General features: G+C 71.3%; 7 protein-coding genes. All 7 read left to right on the top strand.

Annotated elements, in window-relative coordinates:
• Positions 1–19 precede the first annotated feature (19 nt).
• The 7 genes from NBX02_RS03900 to NBX02_RS03870 all read left to right on the top strand — a co-directional run bounded on the left by NBX02_RS03900 (position 20) and on the right by NBX02_RS03870 (position 9,764).
• Positions 20–1,258, top strand: coding sequence for a DNA recombination protein RmuC (locus NBX02_RS03900; protein ID WP_250290031.1), 1,239 nt, complete (start codon positions 20–22; stop codon positions 1,256–1,258).
• Positions 1,259–1,338: 80 nt separating this feature from the next.
• Positions 1,339–1,956 carry a DUF6542 domain-containing protein gene (locus NBX02_RS03895; protein ID WP_250290030.1) on the top strand — a complete coding sequence of 206 codons (618 nt, stop codon included), beginning with the start codon at positions 1,339–1,341 and terminating at the stop codon, positions 1,954–1,956.
• 1,240 nt (positions 1,957–3,196) lie between these two features.
• Positions 3,197–4,135: a glycosyltransferase family 2 protein gene (locus tag NBX02_RS03890; RefSeq protein ID WP_445548251.1), complete on the top strand. Its 939-nt coding sequence runs from the start codon at positions 3,197–3,199 to the stop codon at positions 4,133–4,135.
• Positions 4,126–5,283, top strand: a complete 1,158-nt coding sequence (locus tag NBX02_RS03885; protein WP_250283488.1) for a glycosyltransferase family 2 protein — start codon at positions 4,126–4,128, stop codon at positions 5,281–5,283. Before NBX02_RS03890 ends, NBX02_RS03885 begins: the two co-directional genes overlap by 10 nt.
• On the top strand, positions 5,280–6,494 hold the full coding sequence (locus NBX02_RS03880) for a glycosyltransferase family 4 protein (protein WP_250283485.1): 1,215 nt from the start codon (positions 5,280–5,282) through the stop codon (positions 6,492–6,494). The genes NBX02_RS03885 and NBX02_RS03880 overlap by 4 nt, the downstream gene beginning before the upstream one ends.
• A complete protein-coding gene (locus NBX02_RS03875) occupies positions 6,484–8,985 on the top strand; it encodes a glycosyltransferase (protein WP_250283484.1) in 2,502 nt (833 codons plus the stop codon). Before NBX02_RS03880 ends, NBX02_RS03875 begins: the two co-directional genes overlap by 11 nt.
• Positions 8,982–9,764: a hypothetical protein gene (locus NBX02_RS03870; protein WP_250283482.1), complete on the top strand. Its 783-nt coding sequence runs from the start codon at positions 8,982–8,984 to the stop codon at positions 9,762–9,764. The genes NBX02_RS03875 and NBX02_RS03870 overlap by 4 nt, the downstream gene beginning before the upstream one ends.
• Positions 9,765–9,875: the final 111 nt, after the last annotated feature.

Genomic DNA, 9,875 nt, shown 5'->3' with positions numbered 1-9,875 from the left:
CAGCCGGACAGCCCGCGAGCTGGAGGCGCTGCGCCGGGCCGAGCACGCCGCGCTGGAGCGGGCCGCGCTGGCCGAGGTCGACCTCGCGGGGATGCGCAGCGCGCTCGACCACGAGCGGCGGTCCGCGGCCGAGCGGGTGAGCCTGGTCGAGCGCAGCCAGCAGCGTCTCGGCGAGGCGTTCCAGGCGTTGTCCGCGCAGGCGCTGGAGGGCGCGAGCCGGCAGTTCCTGGAGCTCGCCACGGCCCGGCTGCAGGAGGCCGGCGCCCACGCCACCGGCGACCTGGAGCAGCGGCGGGCCGCGGTCGAGCACCTCGTCGGCCCTCTGCGCGAGACGCTGGGCCGGATGGAGCAGCGCCTCGCGGAGCTGGAGATCTCGCGGGTGGAGGCGTACGCGGGCCTCGTCGAGCAGGTCCGGGGCGTCCAACAGGCTTCCGAGGGCCTGCGGGCCGAGACGGCGGCGCTGGTCACGGCGCTGCGCAAGCCGCAGGCCCGCGGCGCCTGGGGGGAGATGCAGCTGCGCCGGGTGGTCGAGGTCGCCGGGATGCTCGCCCGGTGCGACTTCACCGAGCAGCCGGTCACCAGCACCGAGGACGGCGTGCGGCGGCCGGACATGGTCGTCCATCTCGCGGGCGGCAGGAACATCGTCGTGGACGCCAAGGTGCCGTTGCTGGCCTTTCTCGAGGCCGCCGAGGCCCGCGACGAACGGGCCCGGGACGAGCGGCTGGCCGCGCACGCCCGGCACCTGCGGACGCACGTGGACTCGCTCGGCGCCAAGGCGTACTGGCGGCACCTGCCCGCCAGCCCGGAGTTCGTCGTGCTGTTCGTGCCCGCCGAGGCGTTCCTCGCGCCGGCACTGGAGAAGGACCCGACGCTGCTGGAGCACGCCGCCGCGAAAAAGGTCGTCATCGCGACCCCGACCACGCTGATCGCGATGCTGCGTACGGTCGCCCACGCGTGGACCCAGGAGGCGCTCACCAGCCGGACCAGGGAGATCTTCGAACTGGGCAGGGATCTTTACACCCGCCTCGGCACCCTCGGCGAGCATGTGGACAGGCTCGGCCGCTCGCTCAGCCGGACGGTGACCGATTTCAACACGGCGGTGGGCTCCCTGGAGAGCCGGGTGCTGGTGCCGGCACGCAGGCTCGCCGCCATGGAGGTGGTGGAAGACGTACTGGCGGCACCGTCGCCGGTGAAAACCGGCGTACGCGCACTGTCCGCGACCGAACTTGCGGGCACGGCCGGCGGTACATCTGGATGATCTCGTCGAGGAGCACCGGGAGTCGCCAAACGTTTTAACGTCAATACCGAAAGTGATGCTTTCAACTGTCCCGCGCGGAGATGACACTCGCCGGTGACACCTGGGGCAACGCCGGGCGGTACCTTGCCCAAGTGAACTCGCCACCTCGTCGTCCGTCGACCGGTCCGTCCGGCCGCGCCAGAGGTGCCGGCCCACCAACCGCTCGACGCGGGCGCACCCAGGGCCGACGCGGCGACGAGGCGCCCACCGTGGTGATGGGCAGCCGGCGCGGCCTGACCGCGCTCGGCGCGGCCCTCCTGCTCACCCTGGCCGGGGCGGTCGGCGCAGCCATCGACGTGGCGCTGTCCGGCTCCCCGGGCGTCGCCTTCGGCGTCCTGTTCATCGCCGGCTGCATCCTCGCCGCCACCCGGGTGCACGCCGACGACCTCCTCGGGATCGTCATCGCGCCGCCACTGGTCTACGCGCTGATCGCCGTTGGCGTCGGATTCACCCGGTCGTCGGGCGACAGCGGCGGCGGGCTGAAGAGCAAGGCGATCAATATCGGATCCGACCTGATTCTGCGAGCTCCTGTCCTGCTGCTGGGTTTCGCGGTCGTTGTCCTCATCGCCGCGGTCCGCGCGCGACGCGCACGGGTTACCCGGCACATACACGAACGAAACCTCAGGCCACCCGGGAATCGCCGCCGGCCGACCGCCTAGCGGGCTCGCCGGAACGGTACCGGACGGATATCCGGTACCGTTTTCAGTGTGCTCGTAGACGCACACCGCGAGCTGGGGGAACACCGGTGCCGGCACCGCTGGGCGCTGGCCGGCGCAGACGGCTGCCCGCGCGCTCGAAGATCCGCCAGGGGCGGCCTGGCCCAATGGTGGGCAACCTGCCGCTGTGGTCATTCTCGTGTCGATCACCGACATTACCGCCCCGGGTCGGACTGCGGACGCTGCCCGTGCCCCGCCTTCTCGCGGATCCGCCCGCGTCCTTAGCCGGGCCGGGCCCGACGGGTGTCGGACGCCCGGGCAGCGCCCCGCGCGATACGAAGATCCACCGGCCCTGGGCCGGCCGGAACTCCCGGCTTCCCGGACCGCCCAGGTCGCAAAAAAACAGCATAATAATTGTCCTGCCGGCAGGAGCCATAGGAGCGCGTCGCTCAGACGGCCGACCGGCCCGGGCCGCAGGGGATCCCGCGGGCAACGGTGAAATTCATCACAAGATCACAAGAATTCAACAACGAACCAGAATGTAAGATCGGGAAAACACATTGTCGTCGTTCGGACGCCGGGCACACGGATGCGAGGGAATTTGTGCGGACATCCGGGCCGGCGACGCCCAGGGCGGCTCCGAGCCCTCACCCGGAGCCCTGCCCGATCAGAACTCCGTGCAAACATTGCATTACTCTTGGTTATCAAAACTACGCTGAGCAATATCAGCGTCACGATTTCAGCGGATCGCGATTCATCGCCAGAGCTTCTGATCGCATAAAATGAACAAACTGTAAACAACGTGCAAACAATATTTGAGCGCACCGCCCGGCCGGGACCGCCTCCGCGGGCGATGCTAAATTTTTGACCGCGAACTCTCGTCAATCAATTGGATCATCATCAACCAATTGGATCATGGGTGTCTCGACGATCCCGCGGCCAACAGTCCTTGCGGCTGCCGTCTGCTCGCGGAACACTGATCGTGACACCTTTGGCCGACCAGAAGATCACGGACGTCCAACGGCAGGAGATGACGCAATAGACAGGTGATGACGGCTGCCGGTCCTGCGCCCGGGGGGGCATGTGACGACAGCCAAGTACGCCGCCAGGCGTGGCACACCGTCAGGAAGCGCCGGGTCAAACCACTGAAACGGCGACCACCGCAGGGAAAGCCGACAGAGAACCGGGGGCACCGCATCGGCTCGGGTCCGCCTGACCCACGGTGCATCCCGACATCCAGCGTATGGGGGGACAGGTGTCCGGACGCTCGGACCTACCGACGACCATCAAAATTCCGACTGTCAGCGTCATTATTCCGACGCTCAACGAGGCACGCAACCTTCCGCACGTCTTCAAAAACCTGCCCGCTGATGCCGAAATCGTCCTCGTCGACGGTCGGTCGACCGACGACACGGTCGCGGTCGCACGGTCACTGCGTCCTGACATCATAGTTGTCGGCCAGACCCGCCGCGGCAAGGGAAACGCGCTCGCATGTGGTTTCGCCGCGGCCACCGGTGACATCCTCGTCATGCTCGACGCCGACGGCTCGGCCGACCCCGCGGAGATCGGCGAATTCGTCCGGGCCCTCACCGCCGGCGCGGACTTCGCAAAGGGATCCCGCTTCATCAACGGTGGCGGCAGCAGCGACATCACCCGGCTGCGGCGGACCGGCAACGCTTTCCTCAGCGGCCTCGTCAACATTTTCCTGGGCTGCCGGTACTCGGACCTCTGCTACGGCTACAACGCGTTCTGGCGGCACTGCCTGCCCGCCCTCAACCTGGAGCCGGGCGATCGTTCCGAAGTCTATGAATGGGGGGACGGCTTCGAGGTCGAGACCGTTATCAACATGCGGGTGGCCCGGGCCGGTCTGCGCGTGGTGGAAATACCGAGCTTCGAACATCCCCGTATTCACGGAGTCAGCAACCTCAACGCCTTTTCCGACGGCCTGCGGGTCCTGCGCACCATTCTGGCCGAGTCCCGTGGCTCGCGTGGCCGGCGGCGGAGGCTGGTACCGCGCTGGTCCGCAGCGGCCGCGGTCGGCCCGAGCCTGACCGTCCTGCGGCCCTGGCAGGCACGCGGCGAAACCCCGGAAGGCGTCCGCCTGGAGGTTCCCGAAGCCGACGCGAGCGTGGGCAGTGTGGGCGCGCTGGGTGTGGCCAGCTCCGAGGCGGAATGCGCGTGACGGCATCCACCGGCACCGCCCCGGGCGGAACCGACGACTCCCGTCCGGCCCTCGGCCCCTCCCACGCGGCGGCCGGCGCGACGGCTGCCGCGCCGGCCTCGCTGATCCCCGCGCAGGCCCCTCCCTCCACGATCGTCATGCCGCGGCCCGCCACGGCGGCGCGGCCCACGGTGACGCCGGCCGCGTCCGTGGTGATCTGCGCCTACACCCTCGAGCGCTGGGACGACCTGGTCGCCGCCATCGCGAGCGTCCGCCACCAGCGGACGGCGGCAGACGAGATCATCCTGGTCGTCGACCACAACGACGCCCTGCTCGCCCGCGCCCGGGCCACCTTCGACGGGGTGACGGTGCTCGCGAACACCGGTGCCCGGGGCCTGTCCGCGGCCCGTAACACCGGCGTGCGGGCCGCTCGCGGTGACATCGTGGTGTTCCTCGACGACGACGCCCAGGGCGCGCCCGACTGGCTCGAGCACCTGCTGGCCCCGTACGCGGAACCGACCGTGCAGGGCGTGGGCGGTGCCGCCGTGCCGACCTGGCCGGCCTCGGGGCGGCCGGCGTGGTTCCCTCCCGAGTTCGACTGGGTGGTCGGCTGCAGCTACGAGGGCCTGCCCACCTCCGCCCAGCCGGTCCGCAATCCCATCGGCGCGGCGATGTCCTTCCGCCGGAGCGTCTTCGAGCGGGTCGGTGGCTTCAGCGACGGCATCGGCCGGATCGGGTCCACCCCGCTGGGGTGCGAGGAGACCGAGTTCGGCATCCGGCTGCGGCAGGCCGACCCCCAGGCGACCATCCTCTACGAGCCGCGCGCGAGGGTGCACCACCGTGTCACGCCGGCGCGGGCTTCCTTCACCTACTTCCGCAGGCGCTGCTATGCCGAGGGACGGTCGAAAGCGCTCATTTCGGAGCGGGTCGGCAGCACGGCCGCCCTGGCCACGGAACGCACCTATGTGTCCCGGACGCTCCCCCGCGCCGTCTGGCGCGAGATGCGCACCCCCGGCCGGCGCCGCGGCGCCGTGAGCATCGTCTCGGGGGCCGCGCTCACGGCCGCCGGATATCTGCACGGCCGCCTGCTGCTGCCCGTCGCCGCCCGCCGCGACAGGGCCGACGGCAGGGGCGGCCAGGCGCGCCCGGCCGGAGGTCCCGCCTCGTGAAGATTCTTCTGCTGGCCCAGTTCTTCCCGCCGATCGTCGGTGGCGAGGAACGGCACGTCCACAACCTCGGCCGGCGCCTGGCCGACCGTCACGAGGTGACCGTAGTCACCTTCGGTGACAAATCGGGGACGACGACCCGGGACGGGATGCGTATCCGGACCGTCCGGCCGGTCACCGCGTCGCTGCCCTTCCTGTACGGGGAGGGGGACCGGCTCTACGCGCCGCCGCTGCCGGACCCGGCGGTGACCCGGGCACTGCGGCGCGTCATCGTCGAGGAGCGTCCCGACGTCATCCACGCGCACAACTGGATCGTCAACAGCCTCACGCCGCTGCGCCTGACGACCCGCGCGCCGATGGTGCTCACCCTGCACGACTACAGCCATGTCTGCGCCACCAAGCGCTTCATGTACCTCGGCCAGCAGGTGTGCGCCGGCCCGTCGCCGCGGCGGTGCGTCCGCTGCGCCCACGACCACTACGGCGGGCCGGTCGGCCTCGCCACGGCCGCCGGCAACCAGGGCGGCCGCGCCCTGCGCCGGCTGGCCCTGAAAAAGATCATCGCGGTGAGCTCGGCGGTCGCCCGGCACAGCGCCCTTGCCACCGGCGGCATACCCTTCGAGGTCATCCCGAACTTCATCCCGGACGAGCTGCTGGACACCAGGTCACACACCGTCCCCGGTGGTATGACCGCGGGCGGCTACCTGCTGTACGTCGGTGATCTCAGCCGGGACAAGGGCGTCGGCATCCTGCTGGACGCCTACGCCCGGCTGCCCGCCGACCGCCCGCCACTGCTGATGGTCGGCCGCCGCACCCCCCACCTGCCGGACCAGCTGCCGGCCGGGGCCGTCGTGGCCGAGCCATGGGACCACGAAAAGATCATGCAGGCGTTCGCCGGAGCCGCGTTCGCCGTCGTCCCGTCCATCTGGCCGGATCCCTGCCCCACCGTGGTGCTGGAGGCGATGGCCGCCGGCGTCCCGGTCGTCACGACCGGGATGGGCGGCATCGCGGACATGGTCCGGGACGGGGAGGACGGTGTCCTCGTCCCGCCGTCGGATCCGGTGGCCCTGGCAGCGGCGATGAACCTGCTGCTCGCCGACCCGTCCCTGCGGCAGCGGCTCGGCCGGCGCGCCCGCGACCGTGCCGCGAGCTTCACCGCCGGCGAAGTGGTGCCACGCATAGAAGCCGTTTACCGGGACCTGGCCCATGCCTGCTGAATCCCGGCCCACCGAAACCCGGCCCACCAGATCCCGGGCGCCCAGCGCGGACGGCGCGGCCAACGACGACACGACCCGCATCAGCCCAGCTGACAACGCCGTGCCGACGGCCGGAGGCGGGCTGCGGGAACGCACCGACACCATCGTCCTCACGAAGCCCGTGCCCGGACGCGCCGTCGGATCCGTCGCTCGCGCGAGACCCGGCGCACCCGACAATGACCGGGTGAACGACCGGGTGAACAACCGGATGAAGGAAAGCGCGCGGTTACCGGACGCGCCTGCCGACCCCGACACGATCGTGGTCACGCGCGATCCGGTGGCGGATCTCCTCGAGCCGGTCACCGGGCCGGCCGCCGAGCCGGTCGGCGACACCGACGCGGGCCGCGGGCCGTTACCGGACCAGCGGCCGTGGCGGTCCTGGCGGCCGCGGTCCTGGTGGCCGTGGCGGCCGCGGTCCTGGCGGTCACGGTCCTGGTGGCCGTGGCGGAGGGCGCCGGCGTCCTGGGACGGCCCGGCCGGCGGGCGGCCGGGCGGTGTCCCCGTCGCCGACGGGTATCCGGCCGCACAGCCCGTCATCGCGGGCCCGGCTGGTCATGCTCCGACCGGCCCCGACCGGTCCCGCGCCGTCGCGACCGTCATGGCCGCCGGGGTGCTGCTGGTCGCCGTGTCCTACCTGCTCGGGCGCCGTGGGCATCCGGACGTGGGCACCGCGCTGCTCTGGCCCGGGCTGATCACGGTCTTCGTCGCCGGCGTGACCCGCCTGCTGCGGACGGACACCTCCCGCCGGGAACGGCTGCGGGTGTCGGTGCTGCTCGGCGTCGGCCTGTACTTCTGTTTCGAGCTGACCCAGATCTCCGCCGTCCGCGAGTTCGACGAGCTGCTGCACCTGCGCACCCTGCTCGATCTGCAGGCGACCGGCGGCGTCTTCACCTCGCATCCGGGCCTGCCGGTCAGCCCCCGCTTCCCGGGGCTGGAGCTGCTGACCAACGCCGTCGTCCAGCTGCTCGGCGTGCCGGACCAGGTGGCCGTGACCGGCGTCGTCCTGCTGGCCCGCGTCCTGCTGGTGTACGGCCTGTTCCTGCTGATCGAACGCGTGAGCCGGTCCGCCTACGCGGCCGGTGCCGGGGTGGCGATCTACGCCTGCAGCCCGCAGTTCTTCTTCTTCAACGCGCAGTTCGCCTACCAGACCCTGGCCATCGCCCTGACCGTGCTGCTCCTGCTGGTCGTCGTCGACCGCGACCGGTACGGGCGGGCCACCGCGGGCGTGCTGATCGTGATGACGTGGATCGCGCTGTCGCTGACCCACCACATCACAAGCTGGATCACCGTGGGGCTGTTCGCCGGGTGGACGCTGTGCGCGTTCGCCCGCCGGGACCGCGCGGACGGCGGGGCGCTCGCCCGTGTCACCCTGGTCGGGCTGGTGGCGGCCGCCGGCTGGGCACTGGTCAACGTCTCGATGCTTGGTGACTACCTCGGCCCCATCCTCTCGGAGAGCTTCCACCAGGCCGGCAACGTCGCCAGCGGCCAGGCCAAGAGCCGCAAGATGTTCACCGACTCGGCCGGCACGCCCACCCCGGCCTGGCAGATCGTCGCGCTGCTCGGCTCGACCCTGCTGTGGTCGGTGTCGGTCATCCCGATCGGCCCGTTCAGGTTCCGGCCGGACACCGACAGCCGGCACGCGACGCTGTACCGGCTGCTGCGGCTGATGCACCTGGCGTTCCCGCTGACGGTGATCGGCACCGTCGCGCCGCGCACGGCCGAGCTGTCCACCCGCCTGTCCACCTTCGTCTACCTCGGCATCGCCGCCGTGCTCGGCCTCACCGTCACCAGCTACCTGGCGACCCGCCGCGCGACCAGGCAGGCGTTCCGGGTACGGCTCACCGCCGCGTTCGCGGTCTTCGTGTTCATCGGTGGGACGGTTCTGGGCTCGGGCGCGGACTGGTCACGGATGCCCGGGCCCTACCTGGTGATCGCCGACGGGCGCTCCATCGACCCGTACGTGGTCGCCGCCACCAACTGGGCGAACACCGCGCTGCCGGCGGGCAGCCGGATCGTCGGCGACCGTGAGACCGGGGTCCGGCTGATGAGCGTCGGCCGCCAGTGGCTCGTCACCAGCCTGGGCAGTGGGGCGAGCGGCGCGCCGCTCTACTTCGGCAGCACCTTCGGGGACTACGAACGCGCGGTCATGACGGCCGGCCGCATCCAGTACGTCATCGTCGACACCCGGCTCGCCGACGGCCTCCCGCACGAGACGTTCTACGCGGAGAACGGCGAGGCGCCGGAGGGCACCCGGCTGACAGCGGCGATGCTGGCGAAGTTCGACACCCAGCCGGGCTCGGTGAAGGTCTATGACAACGGGCCGGTGAAGATATACGACGTCACCGCCCTCTGGTCACCGGCGGCCCCGGCGACACCGGCAACGGCAGTGCCGGCAGCGCCGGCAGCAGCTCCGCCGGCAACGGGATCACGGTCCGTCGGAGGTGCCCGGTGAACGCCGTCACAACCGTCGCGCAGGCCGTCCTCGGAACCGCGATCATCGTTCTCGGTGTCGCCGGCCTGCACGCGGTTCTCGCCCGGAGCGCGGAAGCCGGCAGCGGCCGCGGCAGCCCCCGCGGGCACGACCGCGCGGCGGACGCTTCCCGGGCGGGCTCCCCGGCCACCTCCCAGGTGGATCCCCCGGCGAGCATCGCCGCGCTGCTGCTGCTCACCGTCACCGGGCTGATGGTCGGCTCGCTGCTGGTGGCCGTGGTCGGGCTCGCCGACAACCCGCTCGCCTACGACCTGCTCTTCGGCGCCGTGGCGGTGGCCCTCGCCGCCGCCGGCGGCCTGCGGCCGGCCACCGTCGCGGCCCGGATCCGTACCTTCCTGCCCCGAGCGGCGGAGCCCTGGAAGCCGGCCTCCTGGACGTCCGGGGGCTGGCGGACGGGGCCCCGCCGGGCCGTGCTGCTGACGTCCGTCCCAGTACTGATCATCGCCGTGGCGGTCGGCCTGTCGTGGTGGTCGGACGACACGACCATGAACGCGCCGGTGACAGCGCTCGGCGCCACCCGGACCCAGTCGGGCCTGGAGGTCACCGTCACCCGGGCCGACGGCGACAACGGCGATCTCACACTGGAGGTGGTCAACAGCGCGGGCCGGCGCTGGCGGCTGCCGCTGGCAGCGGGCAAAGACAGGACCGACGTGGCCGTGGGGAACGCGGCCGTTCCCGCCCCGACCACGATCCACCTGCTCGCCGGCGAAAAAATCGTACAATCGATAACCATTCCATGACTTACGGTATTTACCGTGGCGCCCCGGCCACATCCCGGCCGCACCACCGCAACCACCGCAGACCTCACAGCCGTAGCCCAGTGCCGATGTGTCGTGCCCTGACCTCCGCGT

It is taken from the genome of Protofrankia sp. CiP1_Cm_nod1 (genome assembly GCF_920888515.1).
Lineage (GTDB): Bacteria > Actinomycetota > Actinomycetes > Frankiales > Frankiaceae > Protofrankia.
This window is presented reverse-complemented; position numbering and strand designations above follow the sequence as displayed.